Origin of the sequence: Alkaliphilus transvaalensis ATCC 700919 (genome assembly GCF_000621485.1) — a bacterium.
Taxonomy (GTDB): Bacteria; Bacillota; Clostridia; order Peptostreptococcales; family Natronincolaceae; genus Alkaliphilus; species Alkaliphilus transvaalensis.
This window is the reverse complement of the sequence record NZ_KK211286.1, coordinates 135396-162146: the sequence shown is the minus strand read 5'-3', so window position 1 is coordinate 162146 and position 26751 is coordinate 135396. Positions and strand designations below refer to the sequence as shown.

23 protein-coding genes are annotated in these 26751 nt (G+C 33.5%); 4 read left to right on the top strand and 19 right to left on the bottom strand.

Annotated elements, in window-relative coordinates; all coding sequences use genetic code 11:
- Window positions 1-87: 87 nt before the first annotated feature.
- From T335_RS0116175 to T335_RS0116095, 16 genes are all read right to left on the bottom strand, one after another.
- Entirely contained in the window at window positions 88-4383 is a 4296-nt protein-coding gene (locus T335_RS0116175; RefSeq protein ID WP_026478462.1) for a 2-hydroxyacyl-CoA dehydratase, read from the bottom strand.
- A 125-nt stretch (window positions 4384-4508) separates the two neighbouring features.
- Window positions 4509-5144, bottom strand: coding sequence for a TetR/AcrR family transcriptional regulator (locus T335_RS0116170; protein ID WP_026478461.1), 636 nt, complete (start codon window positions 5142-5144; stop codon window positions 4509-4511).
- 246 nt (window positions 5145-5390) lie between these two features.
- Window positions 5391-5855, bottom strand: a complete 465-nt coding sequence (locus T335_RS0116165) for a hypothetical protein (protein ID WP_026478460.1) — start codon at window positions 5853-5855, stop codon at window positions 5391-5393.
- A 458-nt stretch (window positions 5856-6313) separates the two neighbouring features.
- A complete protein-coding gene (locus tag T335_RS0116155) occupies window positions 6314-6880 on the bottom strand; it encodes a hypothetical protein (protein WP_156943709.1) in 567 nt (188 codons plus the stop codon).
- A gap of 68 nt (window positions 6881-6948) precedes the next feature.
- Window positions 6949-7467, bottom strand: a complete 519-nt coding sequence (locus T335_RS0116150) for a hypothetical protein (protein ID WP_026478458.1) — start codon at window positions 7465-7467, stop codon at window positions 6949-6951.
- 36 nt (window positions 7468-7503) lie between these two features.
- Complete coding sequence (locus T335_RS21050; RefSeq protein WP_051569357.1) at window positions 7504-8004, bottom strand: GNAT family N-acetyltransferase; 501 nt, start codon at window positions 8002-8004, stop codon at window positions 7504-7506.
- A gap of 170 nt (window positions 8005-8174) precedes the next feature.
- The gene (gene gloA, locus T335_RS0116140; RefSeq protein ID WP_026478457.1) at window positions 8175-8558 is read right to left on the bottom strand and encodes a lactoylglutathione lyase; all 384 of its coding nucleotides are present in this window, start codon (window positions 8556-8558) and stop codon (window positions 8175-8177) included.
- 194 nt (window positions 8559-8752) lie between these two features.
- Window positions 8753-9604 carry a GNAT family N-acetyltransferase gene (locus T335_RS0116135; RefSeq protein ID WP_026478456.1) on the bottom strand — a complete coding sequence of 284 codons (852 nt, stop codon included), beginning with the start codon at window positions 9602-9604 and terminating at the stop codon, window positions 8753-8755.
- Between the two features lie 20 nt (window positions 9605-9624).
- Window positions 9625-10743, bottom strand: coding sequence for a nucleotidyltransferase domain-containing protein (locus T335_RS0116130; RefSeq protein WP_156943708.1), 1119 nt, complete (start codon window positions 10741-10743; stop codon window positions 9625-9627).
- Between the two features lie 498 nt (window positions 10744-11241).
- Complete coding sequence (locus T335_RS0116125) at window positions 11242-12606, bottom strand: B12-binding domain-containing radical SAM protein (RefSeq protein WP_026478454.1); 1365 nt, start codon at window positions 12604-12606, stop codon at window positions 11242-11244.
- A 203-nt stretch (window positions 12607-12809) separates the two neighbouring features.
- Window positions 12810-14126, bottom strand: a complete 1317-nt coding sequence (locus tag T335_RS0116120; RefSeq protein WP_026478453.1) for a B12-binding domain-containing radical SAM protein — start codon at window positions 14124-14126, stop codon at window positions 12810-12812.
- 1 nt (window position 14127) lies between these two features.
- Window positions 14128-15498 (bottom strand): B12-binding domain-containing radical SAM protein, encoded by a 1371-nt coding sequence (locus tag T335_RS0116115; RefSeq protein ID WP_026478452.1) that lies wholly within the window; start codon window positions 15496-15498, stop codon window positions 14128-14130.
- Window positions 15464-16126, bottom strand: coding sequence for a class I SAM-dependent methyltransferase (locus T335_RS21045; RefSeq protein WP_051569356.1), 663 nt, complete (start codon window positions 16124-16126; stop codon window positions 15464-15466). The genes T335_RS0116115 and T335_RS21045 overlap by 35 nt, the downstream gene beginning before the upstream one ends.
- On the bottom strand, window positions 16119-17444 hold the full coding sequence (locus tag T335_RS21040; RefSeq protein WP_051569355.1) for a B12-binding domain-containing radical SAM protein: 1326 nt from the start codon (window positions 17442-17444) through the stop codon (window positions 16119-16121). The genes T335_RS21045 and T335_RS21040 overlap by 8 nt, the downstream gene beginning before the upstream one ends.
- Before the next feature lie 10 nt (window positions 17445-17454).
- The gene (locus tag T335_RS0116100) at window positions 17455-18435 is read right to left on the bottom strand and encodes a GNAT family N-acetyltransferase (protein ID WP_026478451.1); all 981 of its coding nucleotides are present in this window, start codon (window positions 18433-18435) and stop codon (window positions 17455-17457) included.
- A 13-nt stretch (window positions 18436-18448) separates the two neighbouring features.
- The gene (locus T335_RS0116095) at window positions 18449-19525 is read right to left on the bottom strand and encodes a hypothetical protein (protein WP_026478450.1); all 1077 of its coding nucleotides are present in this window, start codon (window positions 19523-19525) and stop codon (window positions 18449-18451) included.
- 269 nt (window positions 19526-19794) lie between these two features.
- Here T335_RS0116095 and T335_RS0116090 point away from each other — a divergent pair, with 269 nt between their 5' ends.
- The 4 genes from T335_RS0116090 (at window position 19795) to T335_RS0116075 (ending at window position 24117) form a co-directional block, all read left to right on the top strand.
- Window positions 19795-20772, top strand: a complete 978-nt coding sequence (locus T335_RS0116090) for an ABC transporter ATP-binding protein (protein WP_026478449.1) — start codon at window positions 19795-19797, stop codon at window positions 20770-20772.
- Window positions 20769-21572, top strand: coding sequence for an ABC transporter permease (locus tag T335_RS0116085; RefSeq protein ID WP_026478448.1), 804 nt, complete (start codon window positions 20769-20771; stop codon window positions 21570-21572). Before T335_RS0116090 ends, T335_RS0116085 begins: the two co-directional genes overlap by 4 nt.
- 4 nt (window positions 21573-21576) lie before the next feature.
- A complete protein-coding gene (locus T335_RS0116080; protein ID WP_026478447.1) occupies window positions 21577-22359 on the top strand; it encodes an ABC transporter permease in 783 nt (260 codons plus the stop codon).
- Between the two features lie 240 nt (window positions 22360-22599).
- Entirely contained in the window at window positions 22600-24117 is a 1518-nt protein-coding gene (locus T335_RS0116075) for a bifunctional metallophosphatase/5'-nucleotidase (protein WP_026478446.1), read from the top strand.
- An 81-nt stretch (window positions 24118-24198) separates the two neighbouring features.
- On the opposite strand, the gene phnE (T335_RS0116070) is transcribed toward T335_RS0116075, so the two are convergent.
- Genes phnE (T335_RS0116070) through phnC form a run of 3 tightly spaced genes read right to left on the bottom strand, consistent with a single transcriptional unit; the run spans window position 24199 to window position 26672 of the window.
- Entirely contained in the window at window positions 24199-25059 is an 861-nt protein-coding gene (gene phnE / locus T335_RS0116070; RefSeq protein ID WP_330371264.1) for a phosphonate ABC transporter, permease protein PhnE, read from the bottom strand.
- Between the two features lies 1 nt (window position 25060).
- On the bottom strand, window positions 25061-25906 hold the full coding sequence (gene phnE, locus T335_RS0116065) for a phosphonate ABC transporter, permease protein PhnE (protein WP_330371263.1): 846 nt from the start codon (window positions 25904-25906) through the stop codon (window positions 25061-25063).
- 1 nt (window position 25907) lies between these two features.
- The gene (phnC, locus tag T335_RS0116060; protein WP_026478443.1) at window positions 25908-26672 is read right to left on the bottom strand and encodes a phosphonate ABC transporter ATP-binding protein; all 765 of its coding nucleotides are present in this window, start codon (window positions 26670-26672) and stop codon (window positions 25908-25910) included.
- Window positions 26673-26751: the final 79 nt, after the last annotated feature.

Sequence of the window (26751 nt, the reverse complement as noted above, 5' to 3'; positions counted from 1 at the left end):
TTATGACTAGCTTCAAGCTATCAAACAGCTAAATTTAGATTAAGAACTTCCATAGTAAGGATACAGTCTAATTAACGTGCACTTTCATTAGGACACACTCTCATCTGCCAATTTTTTATAGATTTCTTCTGTGTCTTGCTGTTTTGGCGTTTTAACTTCCTCTAGCTGATCGAAGGCAACAGAAAGCATTAGTTTAATTCTATTCAGTTGATTTACTTCACTAGCCCCTGGATCATAGTCAATTGCTACTATATTTGCACCAGGATAAATTCGCTTTAACTCCTTCATCATTCCCTTACCAGTTACATGGTTAGGTAAACAAGCAAAGGGTTGCATACATACTATATTTTTCACACCACTCTCGATAAGCTCTACCATTTCTCCTGTTAAGAGCCAACCTTCCCCTGTTTGATGCCCTAAAGAAACCACCTTAGATGCCCCCTCAGCTGTTTCTTTAATGGACTGAAGGTGCCCAAACCTTTTACTACTACCAACGGCTTCTCTGTAGGCTTTTCTGAAGAATTCTATTGCAGAAATAATAACATCACCTATTATTTTAGACTTTCTACTACCTGATAAATATCGGTATTTAAAATCATTTGTATACATGCTATACAAAATAAAATCTGTAAGGTCTGGTACTACAGCTTCTGCTCCTTCTGCCTCAATAATATCGACAATGTTATTGTTAGCAATTGGATGGAACTTTACCAATATTTCTCCAACTAAACCAACCCTTGGTTTCACTTCATCAGTAAGCTCCAACTTATCAAATTCTTTAACAATACTCCTTATATTACGATTAAAGGTTTTTCGACTGGCAGACTTAAGGGAGTCTATACAAACCTGATTCCATTTTTCATATAACTGATTAGCCGAACCCTTTACCTTTTCATAGGGCCTTACACGATACAATACCCTCATTAGTAGGTCCCCATAAATTAATGCCATAAAGCTTCTGTTTAAGAGTTGGAGACTTAAGGTAAACCCAGGGTTTTTCTCAAAGCCTTGAGCACTTAATGATATCGTTGGTATATGGCTAAAACCAGCATCGACTAAAGCCTTTCGTAAAAAGCCAATATAGTTGGTGGCTCTACAACCTCCTCCTGTTTGACTAATAATGACTGAGGTATTATTTAAGTCATATTTTCCAGACTTTAAGGCTTCAATTAATTGACCTAAGACGATGATTGCTGGATAACAAGCATCATTATTTATATATTTAAGACCTTCATCAACTGCCTTTTTATCGTTGCTAGGAAGTACAACTAGGTTATAACCTGATAATCTAAAGGCCTCTTGTACTATCTTAAAATGGATTGGAGACATTTCTGGGGCTAAAATCGTATGGTTTTTCTTCATTTCCTTTGTAAAAGGAATTTTAACATACTTTCTTTCTACTCCCTTTGGTATATGAGCACCATTGTTTTCCCTTTCGAGAACAGCCGCCTTTAAAGAACGTAGACGTATTCTTACTGCCCCTAAATTATTACCTTCATCAATCTTTAAACAAGTATAGACTTTAAATTTATTCTTTAAGATCTCTTCGACTTGGTCGGTGGTAACGGCATCTAGCCCACAACCAAATGAGTTTAATTGAACTAATTCGATATCCTTTTGTAGGGCAACATAACTGGCTGCTGCATATAATCTCGAATGATAGGCCCATTGATCCACTACCCTAAGGGGTCTTTCTACTTCCCCAAGATGAGCAACAGAATCTTCTGTTAATACTGCCATCCCTAGACTATTAATTAATTCTGGAATACCATGGTTAATCTCTGGATCAATATGGTAGGGTCTGCCGGCTAAAATAACACCCTTTAATCCTTGTTCTCTTATTTGAGAAACCGTCTCTTCCCCCATTTTTCTAATATCTTGTTTAAAATCCTCTAGTTCCTTCCATCCTTTATCTACAGCCTCAATAACCTCCTTCTCTGTAACCATAAATTGACCCATCTCTTCATATAATCTTTTCGCTAAGCGTTTTTTATTATTAAAGGGTAAAAAGGGTTTTAAGAAGGTAATATTTTCCTCTCTTAATTGGTCAACATTATTTTTAATTACCTCTGGATAGGAGGTTACAATTGGGCAATTGAAGTGATTATCAGCTCCCTCTTGTTCCCGTTGCTCATGGGTTATAGAAGGGTAGAAGATCACCTTCACGCCCCTTTCAATTAGGCTTATCACATGGCCATGAACTAGTTTTCCAGGATAGCATACTGACTCTGAGGGGATGGTTTCAATCCCTTTTTCATAAACCAGCTTAGAAGAACGTTCTGATAGCTCTACACTAAAACCTAGTTCTGTTAAGAAGGTAAACCAAAAAGGATAATTTTCATACATATTTAACACTCTAGGGATTCCTATTAAACCCCTCTTAGCTTTACTTTTTTCCAATGGTTGATATTGAAACAACCTATCATACTTATATTGATAAAGGTTTGGAAGAGTCAGTTGGTCTTTAGACTTGCCTGCTCCCCGCTCACATCTGTTTCCAGAAATAAACTTTTCTTTATTTCCAAACTTGTTGATGGTTAACAAACAATTATTTAAACATAGGCCACATCTAACCATCCCCGTTTGGATTTGAAGATCATCAAGTTCTCCTACCTTAAGAAGAGTTGTTTTATAACCATCGATATATCTTTCTCTTGCGATTAAGGCTGCTCCAAAGGCCCCCATAATCCCTGCTATATCGGGCCTTACAACTTCCTTTCCAGATAGTATTTCGAAGCTTCTTAGAACTGCATCGTTATAGAAGGTTCCACCTTGTACAACTACATTATTTCCTAACTCTTCTGGTGTTCTAACTTTAATTACTTTATAAAGGGCATTTTTGATGACTGAATAGGAAAGACCAGCAGAAATATCTCCAACTGTAGCCCCTTCCTTTTGAGCCTGTTTTACCCTAGAGTTCATAAAAACAGTACATCTAGAACCTAAATCAACAGGTTTTGAAGCAGTAATGGCTTCCTTTGCAAAGGCTTCTATTGTCATGTCTAAAGATTTAGCAAAGGTTTCTAAAAAAGAACCACAACCAGAAGAACATGCTTCATTTAATAGAATACTGTCCATTATCCCTTCGTTGATTCTAAGGCACTTCATATCCTGCCCACCGATATCTAGAATAAAGTCTACCCCTGGACTAAAGAAGGCAGCAGCTTTATAATGGGCCACCGTTTCAATTTCTCCAATATCCACCTTAAGACCAGCTTTTAGCAACCCTTCTCCGTAACCTGTTACTGTAGAGTTGACTAAATGAGCCTTAGGTGGCATTTTACCATAGAGCTCCTTTAATACCCTTATGGTAGACTTAAGAGGGCTCCCCTCATTACTTCCATAATAGGTATAAAGTACTGCTCCTTCATCATCTATTAAAGCTGCCTTTGTAGTTGTAGAGCCGGCATCAATACCTAAGTAGCAACGGCCCTCAAAGGTAGCTAAATCTCTTCTCACAACTGAATGTTTGCTATGTCTTAATCTAAATTCTTCTAACTCCCCTGGGTTAGAAAATAGTGGACTTAGCCGTTCAGATTCGTCAATGGAAATTTGTTTTACTGTCTCTAGCAGGTTAATTAACTTTGTAATGGTAAAACCCTCTTCTTCAACAGATGCAAGGGCAGCACCTACAGCGTTAAAAACCTCAGAATGTTCAGGGAAAATCACTTCATCCTGCATTAAATCCAAAGTTTCAATAAATCTTTTTCTAAGCTCCGATAAAAAATATAGAGGTCCTCCTAAAAAAGCAACCTTTCCTCTTATTGGTCTTCCACAAGCTAATCCGCTAATGGTTTGGATCACCACCGACTGAAAAACTGAAGCTGCTATATCCTCCTTCGCTGCGCCTTCATTTAAAAGAGGTTGAATATCTGTTTTAGCAAAAACCCCACATCTGGCAGCGATTGGGTAAATTGTTTTAAATCCCTTTGCCAACTCATTTAAACCTTGGGCATCGGTTTGTAATAATACTGCCATTTGATCAATGAAGGAACCTGTCCCCCCAGCGCAAGTACCATTCATCCTCTGGTCTAATCCATCCTTTAGATAGGTTATTTTAGCATCTTCGCCACCTAATTCGATGGCAACATCAGCTTCTGGATAAAATCGATTAATCGCTTTAGTACCTGCTATTACCTCTTGAATAAAGGAAACCCCCAAACTATTAGCTATTGAGATTCCCCCTGAGCCAGTAACCATTAAAGTAATTGCACTTTCTTTAAAGGATCTATTGGCTTCTTTAAGAAGCTCGGCTACGGTTTTCTTTATATCTGAAAAGTGCCTTTGATATTTACTATAAACCACCTTCATTTCTCGATTTAATACTACAACTTTAACTGTAGTAGAACCAACATCAATTCCCATATGCAATAATTGGCCCATATAAATTCCCCCATTTGATTAGAATATTCCTCATATATTTTAGATCCTTCGACATTCTGAAGGTTTATTTGCGGATATTACATTATTCAAATATAATTTCATTGGAATAGTATTATGCAATTTCCTCAGTTATTTGAATGACGATTATTTTCACTGGAAATACCTTTTTTAATCATATCGATTTCAATTTTATATATTTTTATGGCTTCTTCAAAGGATAGATTCTTTGCAAAAATTTGAATTAAATTATGCATCGTAATGGCCATCATGATTTGAAGAACGTAGGGTACTTCCTCCTTGCTATTTATATTTAGTTTACTTAGATCAACTAAGCTTAAAAACTCTCTTCTTTGTTCCATTGCCTTTTCTTTACATATATTAGGCGTAAAGGTTTTTTCTATTCTGTGATTCATATTCAAAAATGTATTTTTGAAAAAGTCAGCATTTCCTTTGTCTTTAAAGCACATTAAAAGATGTTTGAACATCTCTTCAAAAGCACAAAATAAATCTCCATTAAATTCTTTTAAACCATATATAAGTTGTTGTCTTATATCCATCGAAGAATCCGAAAGAACAAACAAAAATAAATCTTCTAAGTCCTCAAAGTATTGATAAAAGCTCCCCCTTGGAATCTCTGCTGTCTTTATGATATTCGAAATGGAAGCTTTATACAATGGAACCCTAGAAAATTCTTTTTTCGCTGCAGTAATCAAATTTTCCTTCTTTTCTTGGGGTAAATTAAAAAAAGTTTGCTTAGGCATCTTCTTCCTCCATAATCATAGTTTATGACAGCATGTCATATCTTATTTTATCGTGACACTGTGTCATATGTCAATATCACTCTAGTAAAGTTAATAATAAATTAATCTTTATTAAATAATAGTTAATATTATTCTTAGTTTTGTTGATTCATTACTAAATAGTTGGCATTAGGGCTCCCTTAAGAAAAATCAAAAAATAGAATAAAAACCAAGTTTGAAACCTATCTAATCCTTGGTTTTTATATATTATCTTTCCTTATTAATTAATTTATTTATACTTGATGCTTGTAGCCCTTCGCTAATTAGTATTTTAATGTTGAAACCTGTTTTACCATAACTTAATCGATACCAGTAATAATTGATTAGCTCAATAAGGGCGAATACATATATTAGTATTGCAATTACAAGATCCTTTAAGTCTCTCTTGACTATTAACATACTGATTACAACAACGACACTAATGACTAGGTTAAGTTGTTTAGCTAGCTTCAAAATTTTTATAGCACCATTACTAGGGGGTCTTCTTGCCACAATTAATTTATATCGATATAACCAGTAAGTACTTCCTTGTAATAGTAAAAATATAAGAAATGCAAAGGCACCAAGGCTTGCAGGGCCCAGATTAAATGTTCTGAAGGCATAAATAAAGACCATGATGGCTGCAAACTCGCCTATTGCTAGATTTAAGAATTGTTTTTTAAGATTTTTCATTTTTTATGCTCCTGTATGTATCTATCTATGTATGTATGTTTTTAAGGGCTGATTTAGCTTTCATGCTTCTTTAATAACAGAAGCATTTCATTCAATAATTGATTATTCTTCTTTAAATAAAGTGTATAGTCTGATTTATTAATTGCCAGTACAATTATATTATATAGTACAATGCAAATAATTAAAAAGGCAATGATATACATAATTTTCTTCCTTCCTTAGCTCTAGGCTTTTATGTAAAGGTTATAACTATTATCAAGAAATAGGATTAACATTATAACAATAAGCATTCGATGGTATAATTGCTCTCTATAGCTTTTGTTCTTTTTACTTATATAATAAATATTGCCTGCTGATATGATCATAAAAACTATTGACTGTGGGCTAATCTTAAGCAACAAACTCACTTGCCTAATACAAAGAATATCAAGATTATATCTAGTTATTAATTTGTAATCTTATTGGATTAATTGGGTTTTATATAGTAAATTTACATTTTCAGCACGCAATATAACTTCTTCAAAATAGTCTGCTTCAAGATTATACCTTCCTTGTTTTGGATCAAAAATGATCGTATCTGAAATAAGTTCCCCAAAATCATTTAAATGTATAACTATAGCCTGAAGAAAAGCCTGCATTTCTAAATCTAAAGCAAGTCCATCTAAGGATTCATTTCGTTTATTATAGGATATATTACTTGACGATTCAATGCTTGAAATGAGATTAGTTACTTCCGAAATAGCTCTGGTTAATTCATTAAGCTTTCTCTCTTTTGAGTTTATTGGCATTTTTATTAATTGAAGATTCGATACTAATTCATATGCTACTAAATTCCATTTGTTTAACTGATGGTGATGATAATTAAATGATTCATTTTCTTTTTTCATTAAACCATCTAGATCTTCACTATAGTTGCTTATATAGCCTCCTAACCTCATCATGTTGTAGTAATTATGTTGTATTTGTGCTTTTCTAATTTGATAATAATTAACTGTAGAAACTAACATTACTATAAATATCAGCATGATTAAACTTCTTCTTAAATTAGTTTTCATATTTGCTCTCTCCGTAAAATATAGGTATCGTTTATAAATTAATCTATCTCATTTCTACCTGTCATTTTAATAATTATATCCCTAGCTTCTTTTCCATTGTTTGCAGGCGCCGTAAAAAATATCGAATTATCCCCATAGGCTTTTCTCAATTCCTTTGAATACCCATATAGACTTTTAAAGTCCTCCGTAATATTTATCACAGCAATTGTTTCAGCACTGCTCCCTTTATACTTTATTTCACTTAAGTACAATTGTTTTATTCCATTATTTAATCCCTTTTTCTTTTTAAAAAATCTACCTACACTAATATCTGATTTTGGTGACTGTACCGACATTATTATATCGTCTAAAATTACTTCCCCTTTAAAAGTCCTCTCAGAAAATAGATTTCTAGATAACTCACCTATTATTTGTATTTTTGATGAATCCTCTATATTTTCATTATCATAAGAAAGAATATACCCATCATAGAAGGTGATATCTATTTTTATTGGTCTATAAAAGAAAATTGCCATTAATAATATGAAAAATATAAGAATTATTTTTACATACCTCAAGCAACCACTCCCATTTTAAATAACTTAAAAAGCAAGTTAGCTAATTTGATAAACACCCAAATAAATTTTCTCTACCACTTCTTTTTCCTCTCCTAATCCTATCAACTTGGGATAAGACATCAATTTCATTTCTACCGGATCTTTGCCGTTTCCATAAGAAGGCTGTAGATAATCAAAGGCATTTAATTGAAAACCTAGCTTTTCATAGAACTTAATTCTTTTTTTACTGATTTCATCTGTAGGAGGTTCCACCTCTAGAAGAAAATAATACTCTTTAAAGCTTTCCATGAGCTCCTTCATCATTTTCCCTCCATAGCCACCTCCCCTTTGGGACTTCTCTATAGCTAAATGTTCAATAAAAAGAATTTTACCCAAGTCCCAATAGGTAATAAACCCTACCAGACCATTCTCTCCATAAAAAGTCTTAAGGTAGTATTCTTCCCTCTCCATTATTTTTAATTGAGCCTCTATGTCCCGTCGTTCATCAGGTGGAAAGGCTTCTTCATATATAGTCCAAAAGTCATCGAAACTCATCATATCCCCTCAATCTCCTTATCTCTAAATTGTCCCCAAATTATTATGAATAACAGAGAAAGATCCATTATACTACATTGGTCTTAACTTTTAATTTCATCTATTATCATTTATCTAGATAAAAACAAAACACCCCAAGGCGAAGTGTTTTGTTTTTTTGCTATTTTGCTATATTAGCTGGCCCTAATAACCTCTACATCATATCCATCTGGATCTGTTACAAAGTAGTATCTTGGCGGACTACCAGGTAACCCCATTAGTTTTGTTACCTCATAACCCATTTCCATATGCCTTTCTCTTGAAGCTTCTAAATCTTCAACAGATACTGCTATGTGGCTAAATCCGTTTCCTATTACATAGGGTTTTTCTGGATTATAATTGTAAGTTAATTCAACTTCATAATGGCCATCTTCATCACTTAAGTAAACTAATGTAAATTCATGTTCTGGAAAATCTTTTCTTCTAGTTTCCTTAAGACCAAGGGCTTCTGTGTAAAACCTTAATGATTTTTCTAAATCCATCACTCTAATACAGGTATGTAACATTTTGAATTTCAACTAAACCACTCCTTTGATAAGATTTATAATATGTTAATTATATCAAATTCAAAAGGAAATATCCATAAACTAGTAATTTTTATTAAACTAAATTTAGTAAAGATAATTTAAGAACAATCTATATCTAGTTTTACCCAAATGAATGTTCTACTATCAAAATAATGAATAATAGTAACTTAAAGTTAAATTCTTTACTAAGTCCTAATCAGTCTTGGTATGATATAATTTTTGTCTAGATCAATACCACCTCTAACAAATAAGGTCGAATTTTCTACTTTAACATCCTCAAAGGAACATTCTAAATCTAACCATTCTGGATTAAAACCAAATTTAATAGTATCTACTCCTTCGAAGGAAAGATGAGTTAATATTTCTGAGAAGTCAACAGGTTTTTCCCCTATAATATCATAAATCATTAAAGTTCTCTCCATCTGCTTAATCACCAGCATAAGGTCCAGTTCTGGTATTTCATAAATGTCCTTATGATGTATGTTGATTAAATGAAACCAATTTATTGCAAAGTGATTTTTACAATCTAGAACATTAGAGAATCGCTTTTTATTTTTTAAATAATCATTAATTTTAGAATCAGTTATCTCCATTCTAATCAAAGATTTATTGTTCCTTTGAAGATTCACTTTTATATAAGGCTGTTTTTCAGAGGTTGGGACAAAATCAAATTTAGGATAAAAATTTAAAACACTGTCATTTGCCCATAGCCATGCAGGTGTATTAGGGTAAATTTTAAAGATATGCTCCATAATTTTTCTAGATAAGCCTTTTCCACGATCCTCTATTCTAGTAGCAACTGCTCCAATTTGAATAAACTCCTTATCTATGCCATTTACAATCATCTTCATTTTGTATACACCAACATTTGAAATGATTCTTTCCTCTTGAAAAATTGAGTAAACCTCATAGTTTTCATCCCAAACATTTAGTTCGAACCATTTTTCAAAACTAAATCCAAATACCTCTAACACTAAATCGTTATATTGCCTCTTAAATTCTTCCGTTGCTGTTAAACCATTATTCATTTTAATCATTATATTGACCCCTTCATAACTTAATAATTCTCCCTTAAATGTAATCCATAGTCTTCTACATTATTAAAGCGATTAACTTTTAACCCGTTCTTAATTAATAGTTCTACAAAAGCACTTTCAAACCTACAAACCCCTTCTTTTATTTCATCATAATTATTCGGATAACAGATTTCAATCAAATTGGGAAGTCCATATTGAATCATAACATCTTGATATGTACGATAGGTATTTAACGAATCAAACCTACAGATTCCTTGTGCCTCTAATAGAAAACTTGCGACTTCCTTTTGTAAATTTACGGTGGCAAAAAACACAGTAGGATAGTCTTCTTCATCACAAGCTCTTATAATCTTATTAAAATAAGATTTCATTTCTTCATAATAACCATTAAACCCATTAAAACTGATTTCATTTGTTGATAATATCTCTTCTTCTTCAATCAATAATTCCTTAGTATTTTCTACTAAAGTTTTACAGTAATCAACCATCGTTTCGCTACATGTTTCCCTTATAATTGCATCAATCAAATCTTTAAAACCCTTTGGCTTTTTTTCAAAGGTTAATATTTGCTCTAGGTTTTTACCCCATCCCTTTTTCAAATAGCTTTGGTTTAAAAGGGCAACGGTTTCACTTACTGTTGTAACTATATTAAATGCCTCAACCCTTTCAGCAGTAATATCCTTACTATACTTAAGTTCTTCTAAGTAATATAGACTTTTACAGACTCGATTAAATACTTCTAGGGCTTTATTAATTGCTACCTTCCTATTTTCTTCCTTAGAGAAAAGGTTTATTTTTTCCCTTAAGGCATCGAATCTAGCTAAATCTTCCTCCGAAGCAGCATACAATACTTTACTATCTGCTATAACCGAGACAATTACTTCATTAAAGGCAGCAATATTCTCAGCTCGCTTCCAGCTTATAGGAAATAGATCAATCCCTACATCCTCTATTATGAAAGAGTGGCCTAGCCCTCTTCCTTTTTCAGTATTAGGAATAAAGAAAATGTCTAGGTCTGACTTTTCCCTTTGGCTACCGTCAGCATAAGACCCATAGTAACCTATAATAGCTACATCCTGTGGATAATCCTGTTTAACCTTTTCTACAAATAATTCTGCAACTCTAAATAAGTTTTCCATAATTTTTAGTCCCCCTTGGTCTGTTATCACTCTTTTCCCCTAGTATTTATTCTTTTTTAGTACTTCTTCTTAAAACTCCATAAAATAACAAAAACTGTAAAAGAATATAGTCCTTCTACAGTTCTAAAAGTCAATTTTAATTATACTAATTAAATAGGTACAAAAACATAACCTATTTTGTTGGACAGATTTGGGTATCGTTAATAAGCCAATAGATGGCGAGGATATCCCCCTTATCTTTAGCATAATTCTTTTAATTTGAGTTTTAGTTTAAAAAACGACTATTTCTACCTACTAAGTCAAAAGAAGTACGTCAAAAAAACCTAAATAACCAGGGTGTAATCACTTCTTTTGTTCAATTTTCACTTAGAAAATTAAATTAGCAAGTAGTTGTCATCATTTTCTAAACCTCCCTTACGTTTCTTTATTCAATTATACCCAAAAAATGAAGGTTAAACAAGATTTTTTCATTAACATTCTAAAAATTTAAAGATTTCTTTACTTTTCCTTCATTAGCTTAAGATACCTAATCATAAGTTTAATAGACCCTTTAGAGAGTCTCAAAATTGTCGAAAGACCAAAACGTTTTACCATATATATTAGATCGTTACCAAATAAGTTTATATATAAGTGGGTCTTTAATATTTCGTAATAGTAACGTCTTAAACTCATTTTCGAAGGTCTTATAGTTACCTGCCCAAAACTCCATTGTTCGTAGTTTTCCTTCTCAACCAAAAGCCTTTCTTTATAAGCCCCATATAAAGGTAGGTTAGGAAAGGGGGTTAGAGGTGAAAATGTGGATATTTCTGGGTCTAGCTTTGTTAAGTATTTTCTAAAACTTTTGAAGTCTTCTTTGCTCCAATCGGGATGCAGCATAAAAGAAGCCCAAACATCCAATTTGATTTCTTTAAGAAAACGACTAGCTTCAAAATTGTCTTCAACACTAGATTTTTTCTGATATTTTTTCAATTCCTCTTCTTTAAAGGTTTCATACCCCACTAATACTGCCGACAACCCTAGTTCTTTAAAACGTTTTATTTCTTTTCGATTATTAATAATACTATCAACACTGGCATAACAGATAAATCTTTTTCTAATATTCTCTCCTTCTAAGAAATTGCAAAGTTCTTCAAGACGTTCCCCATTATGAAGAAAGTCATTATCGATAATCATAATTGTCTCTTCTTTGATGTTTTTGATCTCTTCCTTTACGAATTCCATTGGGAAATAATGTTCTTTATGACCCTCCATACGCCATCTTAAACAAAATCCACATGTTTTAGAACAACCTTGGGCTGTTCCAATGATGGCAGCTGGCCTATAGCCAAAATAAGAATATTGATGTCTATACTTTGCTGTGGATTCTCTATTAGGTCTAATATATTCGTTTCTTCCACAGACATTTGTTGTTTGATAATCATTTACCCTACTATAAATTCCATCAATTATTGTAGGGTCTTCTCCCTTTTCTAGATACTCAAATAGTTCTATCATATTCTTACTAGTAGTAAATTTCATGATATGATCTATTTCATCAATAAAGAAGGCTTCATGATTAAAGTAAGCTTGAGTACCCCCTACTAGGGTAATGATACTAGGGTCATATTTCTTAACATCTTTGGCCAAAGCATTTACAGCCAATACATCGATACACAAGGAAGTAATGCCTACCACTTGTGGTTGAAATTCCTTCAATTTTTCTTCTATATTTGTCTCTTCAGACATCATATCAAAAATTTCTACTTGATGATCCTTCTCTAAAAGTGTATAGACCATTTCCAACCCGAGGGGTTCACTATACATAAATTCACCAAGGGTAATGGCTTGTTTTATTCTAGCTGTTCTAACTAATAGTACCTTCATATTTGTCTCCTTATTTAACGAGGAAATGCATATTATCATCTTAAGACTTAAATATTCCATTTAGTCATATCCAAGCTGATCCTCCATTTATTGTTCAATGACTTATCTCTTATCATCTTAAATCTATTTCCATTAACCATTTAGAATAGATGTTTTTTATTTGCATGACTATAAATCTATAAGCAAATATTTAATTTCCTCTTTTATATAATATTAGGGGTAATTTTTCGCTTTATTTGGTATCGATAATATAAATTAATCACTAAATAAAAAAAATAACGGTCAAATTTCCTGAAAATTTCTTTATGAAAAAGAGTTCTTTTGAATATAGATTTTAATGAAAACACCTCATTGTACAGTTCCCAATAGGCAACCGTCAATTCTTCTGGTGTCATATTTTTTGGTAGATGGACAGCTTCACTACCGTTGTAGGAATACATATCTTCAACATAGATTCTACCCTCTGCCTTCATTTCATCATAGTACTTTGTTCCTGGGATAGGGGTTAATATATAAAACCTTGGTACAACTATCCTATTATCTTCAATAAACTTGGCTGTAGCCATTATAGACTGTAGGGTATCACCATCAGCCCCTACCACCATCTCTGTCGATACATCGATACCAGCCTCTTGTATTTTTTTAATCAACCGAGGGTATTGATCTACCCTTCCCCAAGATTTATCCATAGATTGCAAACTTTCTTGAGAGATGCTCTCTAACCCAAAACTTAAAGCTGTACATCCGCTCTCTGCCACAATCTGAAGTAGTTCTGGGTCATCTGCTATACTAATAGAACATTGGGAGGTCCAACTCATCTTTAACTTTTTGATTTCTTTACAAAGGGTAATCATATAATCTCGATCCGCTATAATATTATCATCTAATAATAGAAACTTTTTAAAACCTAATTCCTTCACTTGAATAATATCTCTAACAACCTCAGAAATTTCCCGTTTTAAATATTTACTTTTATATAAACAAGATACTGAGCAAAAACTACAGACATTGGGGCAACCCCTTCCTGCTTGTACAGGTAAAAAATCTCCGATTTTTTTATTCATAATCAAGTCAAAACGAGGTAAAGGAGTCGATAAGTAATGCACTTCTTCTTGGTAGAAATCCTTTAGCTCACCAGCTTCGTAGTCAGCCAGTACCTTATGCCAAACTTCTTCGGCATCACCAATAACAACACTATGGCAATATTTCTTAGCTTCTTCTGCCATTAGACTTACCATATAGCCCCCTAAAATTACTTTTTTACCCCTTCTTCTAAATTCCTTTGCAATATCTATAGAGCGGATTACAGCATGTCCCATACTACCAATGGCAATTAGGTCAGCATCAGTATCAAAGGGAATATCCTCTATTGTTTCAAGAATAATCTCTACTTCCCAATTTGAAGGAGTTAATGCCGCTAACAAAGGGAGTCCTAACCCGACAAAATAAAGTTTACTCTTTTTAATGGGCTTCCTGTTTGAATCATAGGGGGTCGATTGTATTAATAATAGCTTTTTCACCTTATTCACCCCTTATCATTTTGATAAAATATTGTTGAGTTACTCGACTACTACCGACAGAAAGCTTTAGGACTTCCCTCAGTCCATACTTCCTAATAAGCTTTACAACATTTTTGGGTCTCATGGTAATTTTATAATATAATTTAATCATTTCAAAATAGTAACGCCTTATGGTCATCTTTTGAGGTTGTAATACTAGATGGGCTAAGTCCCATTTTTCATACTCATCCTTAGAAATAATAAAATCCTTTTTATAGGCATCATAAATTTCTGTCCCGTCTAAGGGTGTTAAAGGTTGAAGATTCACAAAAGTTAAATCTAGGTTTTTTAACCAAGTATATAGGTTTTTAAAATCTGCTACCGAAAAGTCCATATCTAATATTAGTGTTGCATAGGGTTCTATACCATATTTTTGAAGGATCTTGATGGCCTGCTCATTCTCTAGTATACTTGTCTTTTTATTATATTTATTTAAATTTTCTTCTTTATAGGATTCAAGCCCTACGATTACAGAACGTAAACCATGGTCTCGAAAGCTTTTGATGATGTCCTCATTCTTACAGATAAAATCGGCCCTACCATAGACAAGAAATTTCTTTTTTAAGTCGTTTTCCTTAAGTTTTTGACAAAATTCTAAAATACGATCTCTATTAAAGAGAAAATCATCATCTACAATGTAGATTTCTTCTTCAGGGATTCCCCTTAGTTCTTCTATTACCGAGTCAATACTTCTAGTATAATACTTGCCATCGGTAATCTCTTTACAAAAACAAAAGCTACAACTATAAGGGCAACCAAAGGAGGTTTTGATTAAAGCACAGGGATTATGAAACATATAATAGTATCTGTCTCGATATCGGGCAACTTTGCTTCTGTCGGGGATTTTGTAGCTAAAGGAGTTTTCCTTTAGGCTTTTCTTTCCCCTTCGATAGGTCCCTTCTAACTCCATTGGATCACTGGGAGAAAAACTACCCTTTAGGGCTTCAATAATCCGATTAAAGGTTTTAATGCCATTTGCTTCTATAATATAATCTATGTTTTGATCGACAAAGTCTTGGGGCATCACTTCTGCATGGACACCCCCTACAGCAATTTTACAATCATCTTTTACCCTCTTTATTTTTGATGCATATTCTTTAATGACATTAACATGGGTAATATATCCGCTCATTCCAACTAAGTCAGGTTGGTATTTTAGAATAAAGTCCTCTAAGGTTTTTTTCTCAAGAATCATATCAATTATTTCAACTTCCACATCACTACAGTCAATATTACCCGCAATATACTCTAACTCTAGAGGTTCACAAACCATCACGTGCTGTAAACCGATGGTTTCTTTATGGGGTCTTGGTCTGATAAGTAGAATCTTCATGGTGGTCTCCCTTCAGTAAAAATAAATAGATTGAGGGCATAAAAAACCTTTCCTTTATTCGTATCGTATCTTCGATACTAAATTGACTTGAAACCATTTGACTTATTTCTTTTACACTGGGGTACTTAGCTTTACCTGTAGTAAATTTTACAAAAAACATTGCTATCTGATCGTAGAAATTATTTTGGGAAGCTTGGGCCAAAATTAGAGATCCATCTCCCTTTAAAAGTTGTTTAAAATCAGTAATAGCCCCTTCTTGGTTTTCATAATAGGGAAAAGAATGGGTACAAATAATAATATCAAAGGAACTATCTAAAGTATCAATTTCATTTACATCTAGATGATGATAAACAATTGTATCCCTCGACACCTTGGCCCTTTCAATCATTTCCTTAGAAAAATCTACCCCCACCAGTTCTAAATCAAACCCTTCAAAGTGATCTTTTATTTCCCTTAAAAGCTGACCAATACCACAGCCAACATCTAGTATTTTATACTGATTACCCTTCTTTAAGATACCCTCTAAAAGTTTTATTACTTCCCTTCTGGTTGGTGTCAATGATACTTTTTGAACCCACAATTTCTCATAATGCAAAGCCCAGAAGTCCCATAATTTTTGTCTACTCAAGGTGTCCTCCCCCTTTAAACATTTCCTTAATGTTCTTTAATACAAATCGTCTAATATACTTACTTCTAAAAAACTGTTCCACATAAATATAATAAAATTCCATATAGAATCGTAATTTGCTGATTTTTTCAGGCTTTAGGGTTAGATGTAAAAAGTCTATTTTGTGATAATCCTTTACCTGTATTTTTTCTTCATAGTCCTTATATTGAGACGTCCCCTTAATGGGAGTAAAAATCGACACTGTATAGCTTTCCAATGCCATTTCTTTTATCCATCTTCTCATATTTCTAAAATCCGATGAAGTAAAATTGATCCCTGCAATAAATAAGGCTGTTAGGGTAATGTTATGTTTCTTTAGAATCTCTACCGTTCTAATATTTTCATAGGCAGAGGCATTTTTATTAAAGTTTTCTAGTTGGCAGTCCTCTACTGCCTCCATACCGACAATTACTTCTATTACTCCGATACTGGCTAGCTTTTCTATTAGATCTTCATTATTAGCAACAAAGTCTACCCTCGAATAAACAATATACTTCTTTTTAACTTCCTTTAGCTTAACCATCCCAATAAACTGAAGAATCCGATTTCTATCCAGTAAAAAACTGTCATCTACAATCCAAACATAGGGTGCATCTATTTTTTCAATTTCTTCTACAACCGCTTCAATACTTCTAGTGGAGTATATTCCTTGATTCAACATTTTGCAATAGCAAAAATTGCACTGATAAGGGCAGGAAAGGGCTGTTTTAACAATTGCTAAAGGGCTATAATTCATATATTTTGTTCTATGTTTATACTTATTAAAATAGCTTCGGTCTGGCAGGGGAATTTCGGCTGTATTAGTCACTCTTTTTTCATTTACCTGCCATTGGTCTTTCTTTTTAAAGGCAATCCCCTTAATCATCACTGCCTGTTCTAGATCAAAATTAATATTTAGTAGCTGCTGCAATCCATTTAATCCATCCGAATGGACAATGAAATCTATTGTATCAGCAAAAAAATCTTGATAATTAACCTCGGCGTGGACCCCACCTACAACCACTTTAACTTTAGGGTTCTTGTCTTTGGCATATCTAGAATGAGCAATGATAACCTCAACAGCAGTAATGTAGCCGGTAAGAATTAGAACATCAGGTAAATATTCATGAAATACTTCATGAAAGGATTTGCCTTCAAGTAGCTGGTCATAAATACGATAGTTTATTCTATCCTTGTTAAGAATTGTGGCTAGATATTCTAGTTCAAGCGGTTCTGTGATAATCGGTTCTATTTTTGAGAATATGGTTTTTTTATGACACTTCACCAATAATACTTTCATTTTCTATCCCCTACTCTTTAAATACTCGATGCTTAACATCATATTCCATATAAGAAAAAATCCCCACCAATCTTTTTAAAAAAACATTTACAAACCTGTTACTATGATGCAAATACATCAATTTATGTTGTTGTTCAGACCCCAATTTAAGCTTGGTTTCTTCCGCTGTTTGACCAAAATCAATATATTTAAAGTTTCTATTAACTGCATATTTAATTATTTCCAGCAGCATATTCATATATAGGTCGTACTGTCTATTAAGCTGGTCTTCAAACCCTCCGAAAAGAAAAACCAATGTGTCTTTATGTTCATATAGCTGTATAAAGGCTACCCTATCTCCATGAATGGAAAAGGTCATAATCTTAGCGGGAAAACGACGAAAAAAATCGATGGTAAGCTTCTCTAATTTTTCTTTAGAATTATCATATACCTTCTCATATAACTGGTACAGTCCTTCGTCAAAATCCTTATTATCGACTAATTCTTTAACTTCAATTAAAGCTCCTTTTTCTAGGGCTTTTCTAACCCGATACCGATAGTGACTCCTCAAACTGTTTATATAAGCCTCTAGAGAATTCCACCTTACTTCAAATCTACAATTGGGTAAGGTATTTCCTTTTACTAAGGGCAACCGATGGTCACAGTTTAACATAAGATAAAATCCCTTTAAAGATTTAATATACTTAGTAATCTCATTTATTTCTCCCTCTTGATTACCTATTGCATAGCCTCGGTAGGATACAGACATAGGGATTCCTATAATTTTTATGGGTAGCTTTAGAGAGTAAAAGCTAGTAAAAGAAAAAAGGTCAATCTTTAGTTGATAGGAGACAAGTAGCATCCTTCCATCCAAATTGATGTGGTAACTCTGCTGACAGGGGTTAACCTCCTCCAACATCTTTAAAGTTTCCCTTTTAAGAAATGGCTGGTTTTCAGCAATTTCATCCCATAATTGAGGTATATGGTCCACTTTTTTATATACCTGAAACATTCATTCAGTCCCCCTAAAGGTTTATTAAAAATACCTTATATTGTTTGTACTCTTCATCGGCCCATCGAATTCCAAAACCTTTTGAAGCGTAGTTCTCTTCAAGAATCCATCCTGCTTCACAATACTGATATCGTCCCTTTGTTAGCCCATGGCAGAAGAGAAATAGGGATAAAACTGCCCCTGTTTTCTGATACTCTGGCAACACTCCTATTTCTACAATTTTGAATCGGTTAATTTTATTAGCAAATAATTTACTTTTAATTAGGGTTTTTAGTCCAATACTTTCCTGTGGCTTCATCAGCTGATTAAAATCGGGATACCATAGCATAAAGCCGATGGCCTCGCCATTATACTCTAAAAACAAGAGATTTTCTTCTTTTAAAAACAGCTTAAATTCTTGAAAGAGTTCTAAATCTTCTGCTAGCCTTCTTTCGTAATAAAATCTATGGTTTTTAAAGGCACGATTATTGATCTCAGTATAAATAGCAGCTTCTCTTTTCAAATCTTTAAAATTTGCTTTTCTTACTTGATATTTTGCTGTTACCTTATTTAATAGGCGTTCTTTTATTTTAAAGTCTAAATTTTTCATTTCTTTTAAATAGGACATTAACTTGATTTCTTCGTGGGCATATTTAGAAAAATAATCTATATAATAGGGTGGATTATAGGCGCTTCCAAAACTCTGTAATTCATCATACGAACTTGCCAAAAGACCTAAGCCGTAATTAACATGGAAATTTAGCCCCACTAAAATTTGATTTATTTGATGCTTTAATGCAACTTTCTTACCATATTCCATTATAAAATCAACAGCCTGCTCCTGCTTTTCTAAGGCTTCGAAATAGGCTATTTGTAATACATCCTTCATACGATCAACTATTGCAAAGGTACAGACAGCAACAATACGGCCAGATTCAATTACCATAATAGGTTCAATGGTTGTACTTTTGCAGATTTCTGCTTTACCTAGTAAAATTTCCTTAAGGGTACCACTCATAATATCTCTATAGTTTTCATTGTCTTGATAAATACCTTTACAAAAGTCTATATAGTCTTTGACAGTTGTTTTATCAACTATTTTAATTTCCATAGTTCACCTCATTAATCAACTTATCTATTGAATGATTATGTTTAATTGTTCATTATCATTATATCACATGATGTATTAATAAAAGGTAACCTTTGTTAATAATAGAATTTAGTTAAATTTTTAACGAATAACTGGTATAAAAAATTGTTTAAGAACTATATTGACACCCCTATTAACAAGAGATATAATTTATATCTACGCATATTTTGGTTTTTATATCAAATTTTTCCTCTTAAAACTAAATACTGACCTTTCAAAGGAGTGATTTCATGATTGAAGTAGAATCCCTATCTAAAAGCTTCAAGGTGGCAAAAAGAAGTGCTGGCATTGGATCGGCAGTAAAATCCTTATTTAATCCCCAATATTCAGTTGTTAATGCTTTAGAAGACATCTCTTTTCAAATTGATGAAGGTGAAATTGTAGGCTACATTGGTCCCAACGGTGCAGGAAAGTCTACAACCATTAAGATCATTAGTGGGGTTTTAGTTCCTGACAGCGGTAAATGTAAGATTTTAGGCAATACGCCATGGGAAAACCGAATCAAACATGTTAAAAATATTGGTGTTGTTTTTGGACAACGTTCACAGCTTTGGTGGGACCTACCAGTAATAGATTCCTTTAATCTATTAAGGGATATCTATAGGGTTCCTGAAGGAGAATACCGAAAAACCCTCAACCTACTAATCTCAATCTTAGACATCTCTTCTCTCTTAACTACTCCAGTTCGTCAATTAAGTCTTGGTCAAAGAATGAGATGTGAAATAGCCGCTTCTCTACTCCATAATCCGAAAATCCTTTTTTTAGATGAACCAACAATTGGACTTGATGCTGTTTCGAAAATTGCAGTTAGGAACTTTATAAAAACCATTAATCAAGAAAGAAAGCTGACAGTAATTTTAACTACCCATGATATGAATGATATAGAAGCGCTGGCAGAGCGAATTATATTAATAGGTAAAGGCCAAATCCTTTTAGATGGTACCTTAACTGACCTTAAAAAACGCTTTGCAAGCCATAAAATCGTGAAGGTTGACTTCACTGAAAACACTAAATCAATTAATATCGAAGGTGTAAAAATTTTAAACCGATCCAAAGAAAGCATGGCTTTATCGGTGGATTTAGATGTCATTAAGGTTTCCGATGCCATCGGTTTTCTAGCTAAAGATTTAGATATTCTAGACGTTTCGGTCCATAGTCGCCCAGTTGAAGAAATTATTGTAGATTTATATAAGGTGTATCAAATATGAGGGCCTATTATTCTTTATTCAAAATGAGGGTTCTTAAAGGATTGCAATACCGAACAGCCGCCATAGCAGGAGTTTGCACTCAATTCTTTTGGGGAATTATGTACATTATGATCTTTGAAGCCTTTTATAAGTCTTCAACTACACCTCAACCCATCACATATAACCAATTGGTTCAAGTAATTTGGCTTCAACAAAGTTTTTTAGTTTTGTTTATGCTGTGGTATCGAGATAGTGAACTATTTAATCAGATCACTAATGGAGATATTGCCTACGAACTCTGTAGACCTTCAGACTTATATGGTCTTTGGTACGCTAAATTAATTGGACAACGGCTTTCAGGTGCTATTTTAAGATGTTTTCCTATTATATTGATTGCAGCCTTTTTACCTAAGCCCTATAGATTTTCTTTACCAGCAGATGGTATTTCTTTTATTCTTTTTCTAATTACTATTACCCTAGCTTTACTATTAATTGTTGCAATATCTATGTTAATCTACATTTCCACCTTCTACACGATGTCCCCTACAGGCTCTTTATTAATGATCGCTGTTGCGGGAGAATTTTTTTCAGGTTTAATCATTCCTGTTCCCCTAATGCCCTCAATCTTAAGAAAAATAGTTTATCTACTACCCTTTAGATATACCTCTGATCTTCCCTTCCGTCTTTATGCAGGAAATATTGGGTTAAAGGAAGGACTTCTCAGCATAGGGGTACAATTAGTGTGGATTCTTATTTTAGTTTGGCTGGGAAGATTCTTAATGAAGAGAGCCTTTAAAAAAATCGTAGTACAGGGAGGTTGATGGCATGAAACTCTATCTTCGTTATGTATCAGTCTTGCTCAAAAGTCAAATGCAATACCGTACTTCCTTCATATTAGTAACAGTAGGTCAATTTTTCATACCATTCTTTATGTTTATTTCAGTTTTATTGCTATTTCAACGATTCTCTACTATTGCTGGCTGGACCCTTTATGAGGTAGCCCTATGTTATGCAGTAATCAACATCTCCTCATCCCTAAGTGAGTGTTTTGCAAGGGGTTTTGATACCTTCTCAATGCTGATTGTCAGGGGAGAGTTTGATCGAATTTTAGTAAGGCCCAGAACAACTTTATTACAAATCTTTGGTACTAAATTTGAGTTTTCTAGAATAGGGCGTCTAAGTCAGGGTTTTATTGCATTAATCTTTTCCTTAATGTATCTGGATGTTTCATGGGATTTATATCGTGTTTTAACCCTTCTACTTATGATTTTAAGTGGTACTTTTATATTCACTGGTCTATATATATTAGGGGCAACCCTTTGTTTTTGGACAGTTGAAGGACTTGAAGTTGTTAATATCCTGACTGATGGTGGAAGAAACTTTGCCCAATATCCCCTTAGTATTTATCAAGAATGGGTAAAGAAGTTTTTTACCTATGTTATTCCTTTTGCTTCTGTTAACTACCTCCCCCTTCAATATCTGTTAAACAAAGCTAATGGTAACCTTCTAGCTCATATGCTGGCCCCCATTTTAGGAATCTTGTTTATTATTCCCTGTATCTTAATTTGGAATTTTGGCGTTAAGCATTATAAGTCAACAGGTTCTTGATGGTTAAAACCCTAAAACCCTTGTAATTACCCCTCTATACCTTTTGAGAGGGGTTTACAATTTCCAATAAATATCATAAAATTAGATAATAGTTGCAAAGTATTTTATTAGTATTATGAACACTAACCGATTATGATCTTATCTAGGTTTAGTTATTGCTAAGGAATCTTTATTATAGAGATTTCCATCAGGGTAATAGGGTAATAAAGATACATAATAAATTTTTCTTGGAGGTATTTTATGAAGAACTTAAAAATTTACTTTACTTCGGATATTCATGCCTATGTCTTCCCAACAGATTATCGTGACCGTCAGGAAAAACCCGTTGGGTTATTAAATATGATGTCGGAATTTACTAAAGATGAAAACACCTTAATTATTGACGGTGGTGATACCATTCAAGGGTCTTCCTTTGCATCTTACCTTTCAAATAATGGAATTGGAAATGAAATTATCGCTGAAATTATGAATGAAGCGGGCTATGACTATATTACTTTAGGTAACCATGACTTTAATTATGGCTATGACTATTTAAAAAACTATATTAACCATTTTCAAGGTAAATGTTTATGTACCAACGTAACAGACCATACAAACGGCATTAAAATTTTGCCCTACGATATTAAAACCTTAGGTAATGGCCTAGTTGTTGGTGTTATTGGCTTTACAACAGACTTTATAACAACATGGGAAAAGAAGGAGCATTTAGAGAACTTTACAATAGATAACACCTACGCCTCTGTTGTTGAAACTTATCAATTATTAAAACCACAAGTAGATGTTTTAATCGGGATTTATCACGGTGGGTTCGAATACGATCTTCATAGTCATAAAAAACTTAGCCCCACATCAGAAAATATCGCCTATACAATTTGTAAAGACTTCGAATTTGATATTCTTTTAACCGGACATCAACATATGGAGATTTCAGGACAGGACCTTCATGGTACCTTTATCGCCCAGACTCCTGAAAATGGGAAGAAGTATATTGAAATGGAAGTTCTTTTTGAGGGAAGTAAAATTAAAGAGATTAGATCGGAGTTAAAAACACCAAAGATTAATCCTAATAAAAAGTTATATGAGAAACTTTTACCTATTGAAAATCAAATTCAAAATTGGTTAGACCAACCAGTGGGGTTTTTAGATGTTCCACTACAACCTAAAAGCCATATAGAAATGGCCCTAGAGGGTTCTTATATTGTAAATTTTGCAAATCAAGTTTCTTTAGAGGTCAGTGGTGCCGACCTAGCCTGCTCCTCATTAGGTAATTCGGTAAAGGGTTTTCATCAAGAAGTGTCTATACGAGATATCGTTTCAACCTACATTTACCCAAACACCTTAGTGGTGCTAGAAGTAACGGGAAAACAACTGTTATTAGCCCTCGAGAGATGTGGAAGTTATTTTGCCCTAGAAGATGGTAAGCCTACTGTTTCAGAGTTATTCTTAAAACCCAAGGTAGAGCATTATAACTATGATTTCTTTTCAAATCTATTTTATAGCTTTGATTTAAGAAAAGAGGCTGGAAATAGAGTAACTTCTGCTAAATTCAAGGGAAGGGATATTGAAGCTGAAAAAACCTATACCTTAGTCATGAATAATTACCGTGCAACTGGTGCAGGTGGCTATGACTTCTATAAAGAAGCTAAGATTGTTAAAGAGATTCAAGTAGAAACTGCCGAGTTAATTATCGACTATTTTAAAAAGAATCCCAATGTAGTTGTTGATAAAACTAAGTATATCGAAGATGTTATCTACTAGAGCACGAGGCCCTTCACCGGAAGAATGTTTGGTAGGCTATGTATTATAAAAAAACAAGGATGAAAATCTCATCCTTGTTTTTTATCCTCTAGCTAGTTTTGTTCTAATAGCTGTTGAGAAGTATTCTACGATTAAAACTAAAATAATTAGTCCTACTAATATAGCGCCTACTTCCCTCCATCTGTAAGCACTCATGGCAAAGATCAATGGAGCACCAATCCCACCAGCCCCTACAAGACCTAGAATAGAAGCATTTTTAATATTAATTTCATAACGATAAATTACTGTCGAAACGAAATTTGTCATTAGCTGAGGTAAAATACCATACCTAATTTTCTCTATCGTATTACATCCTGATGCATCAAGGGATTCTAATATTTTTTTATCTATATCCTCTATTGCTTCGATATACAGTTTAGCGATCATCCCTATTGATGTAATGGCTAATGTTAAAACCCCTGCAAATGGCCCTGGCCCAGTTACACGAATAAACATGATTCCGTAGACAAAGGGTGGGAAAGTTCTAATTGCAGCAATAATAAATACCCCTAACCAAGTAAAGTGTTTAGATACCATATTACTTGCGGAAATAAAGGCTAAAGGAATTGCTAAAATTGCCCCAATAAAGGTACCTAAAAATGCAATGGCTAGGGTTTCCATTAGTACAAAGGGAATCCCTTGTCTAGTCAAATTAAGCAACAAAGACCAATCGGGGTTAATTAACCCTGTAAAAATATTTTTAGCAATGACTACCCCATTACTCTGAATACCTCTAAAATTAATAGCCCCTTTAGACCAATACATAATTGCTAAAACAATAAATGTTGCAATAAGGTGAATGATCCATACCTTAGGTTCATTAGCTAAAGTGTCCATGATAATTTTATTAGGTTTTGATTCTATCATTTCTTGTTTTGATAATTTTTTAGTAGAAGTTTTCATATTATGCCAACCTCTCTCTTAAATACCGACTTATACTTTCAATAACAACTACCGTAATAAATAAGGTAAATAATATTACCCCTGCTCGATCATAGGCTCTCCAACCAAATTGTTCATCTAAGATTAGCCCTAGCCCCCCTGCTCCAACATAACCTAATATTGCAGCGTTACGAACGTTAATTTCAAAATTATAAAGGGAAATTGATAAATATGAAGGCAATACCTGGGGAACAATGGCACTTGCAAAAGCCTGTATCTTATTGGCACCTAAAGCTTCCATTGCAACAAAGGGTTCCATATCTACTGTCTCAATTTGCTCATAAAGCATTTTAGAAACAATACCAAAAGTAAATATGGTGATTGCTACTGTACCCGCAAATGTACCTATATCGAAAATATAGGTGGCAATTAGGGCAATAATTAGTGTTGGCATTGTTCTTACAATACTTAAAAATACCCTTGTAATATTCAAAGTAATCTTTGAACTATTAATGTTTGTTGAAGAAACAATTGCAAAGGGAATCGCTAATGCACATCCAATAATTGATCCTAATACTGACATTTTTATTGTGTCAAATAATGGCTTCCATACCCTTGGCATAAAGGCCCAATCGGGGGGATACATTCTTCTTAGTATAACAAGAAATTGATTTCCCCGTTGTATAATTGTAGAGAATTTAAAACCTGTCAACTCTACAGAGAAATATGTTACTATAATAAGTGCAATAACAATGTAAGGTGTAATTGGCTTTGGTGGTTTTACAACCTTACCGTTGCTTAACTTAATATCATTAGGAATAAATATACTTAAGACGGGTTGAAAAATGTTTTTAAGAATATTCATCATTTTACGCCCCCATTAATTCATCTTCTGATATTTTTCGGCCATAAATTTGAGTTAGTATTTCTTCGGTCACTTCTGTTGCTGGACCATCATAAATAATTTCACCTGCTCTAATTCCTACTACTCTCTCTGCATATTTCAGTGCTAAATCAACATGATGAATATTGATAATAACAGAGATGTTCATTTCTTTATTAATTCTTTTGAAGTCGTCCATTACTTGCCCAGCCGTAACCGGATCTAGGGCCGCTACTGGCTCATCTGCTAAAATAATCTCTGGGTTTTGGGCTAAAGTACGGGCTAAGGCCACCCTCTGTTGTTGTCCACCAGAGAGTTGATCTGCTCTAATATAGGCCTTTTCTAAAATACCCACTTTATCTAAGGCTTCTAAAGCAATGATCTTATCCTGCTTAGAATACAAGCCTATAAGTGACTTCCATAGTGGTAGGTCTGGTACTCTCGAAGTTAATACATTTTTAATTACTGTAATACGAGGCACTAAATTAAAGGATTGAAATACCATTCCGATTTTCCTTCTAAACCTTCTTAAAGCTTTACCATTTAGTTTGTTTACCTCATGACCATTTACAGTTAATGAACCCGATGAAATATCATGCATTCTATTGATTGTTCTTAATAGGGTTGATTTACCAGCACCCGACAATCCAATGATGGCAACAAATTCACCCTGTTCTATTTTTAAGGATACATCCTTCAGGGCTTGAACACCGTTGGGATATACTTTAGATACTTTATTAAAGTTGATCAAGTTATACCTCCGTTCAATAGCAAGTTAATATAAACAAATCTCTACTTCCATATCAAAATCTTCCTTTAAAAGATATAAA